This is a genomic window from Simplicispira lacusdiani (assembly GCF_003604195.1).
In the GTDB taxonomy this organism is placed as follows: domain Bacteria; phylum Pseudomonadota; class Gammaproteobacteria; order Burkholderiales; family Burkholderiaceae_C; genus Simplicispira; species Simplicispira lacusdiani.
In genome coordinates this window covers 1-1,064 of sequence record NZ_QXGR01000036.1, presented here as the reverse complement: position 1 = coordinate 1,064, position 1,064 = coordinate 1, and the positions used below count along the sequence as shown (strand labels likewise).

The 1,064-nt window shown below is 68.0% G+C and carries 1 protein-coding gene; it reads left to right on the top strand.

What is annotated here, in order from left to right; genetic code table 11:
* Positions 1-1,064: tetratricopeptide repeat protein (locus tag D8S75_RS17260; RefSeq protein ID WP_157982681.1), on the top strand; the 1,064-nt coding region annotated here is incomplete at both ends.

Here is a 1,064-nt window from a genome sequence, read left to right as displayed (position 1 = left end):
CGCGGGCAGCTGCGGGCGAGCGAGCTGCTCGATGGGCAGGGGTTTGCGAGGAAGGTCGAGCAGGCCTATGCCATGATGTTCGATGCCTGGGAGCAATCCGGCGCCCGGGACCCCTTGGCGGCCATGGCGTCCACGGATCTTCCGGACAGCGCCGAGGCGCAGTGCCACCTGGGAATGCGCCTGCGTGACCAGGGCCGCGATGCGGAGGCTGAGGCCTGCTTCCGGCGCGCCCTGGCGCTGGATCCTCTCCTGACCGAGGCGCTCCTTCCGCTGGGCCAGTTGCTGGACCAGCGCGGCAGTCCGATCGAGGCGCAGGCGTACCTGCGGCGTGCGGCCGAACTCCGGCCGCAGGATGCGGACGCGGCCTGCCAATTGGGGCTTCACCTGAAAGAACGGGGCGCCGCAGCCGAGGCGCTGCAATGGCTGCAGCGCGCCCTGGATCTGCAACCCGATCTGATGGCAGCCTACCTGGGTGCGGGTGCGCTGCTGCAGACCCTGGGGCGGCTGGCCGATGCTGAAACCCTGTGGCGCCGCGCCATCGTGGCCCTGCCCCAAAAGGTCGAGGGGTACGACAACCTGGGCAATATCCTGCAGAGGCAAGGGCGCATGGCGGAATCGGAAACCTGCTTCCGCCGTGCCGCGCAATTGCGCACGGGGGTGGAGGCTGATTACGTGCTCGGCCTGCAGCTCTCTGAACTGGGCCGGCTTGAAGAAGCCGCAGACCTGCTGCGCCGGGCGGCCGAAGGCGCGGGCAACCATCTGGGACCCTGGAATGCCTTGGCGGATGTGCTCAAGCGCTTGGGCCGGCTGACCGATGCCCGGGACTGCGCGCAGCGCATGATTGCGATCGCGCCGGGCAGTTCCTGGGGCTATTCGGCACTGGCCATCGTCGAGCAGCAGCAGGGGGCGCTGCATGCATCGGAAGCCCATTTCCGGACCGCCGTGGCCCTGGACCCGATGCAGGACAAGCTGTACGCCAACCTGCTTTTCATCCTGAACTACCACCCGGACAAGAGCGCGGAGGAGATCTACGCGGCCTACGAGGAATACGAGGAGAGGTTCGG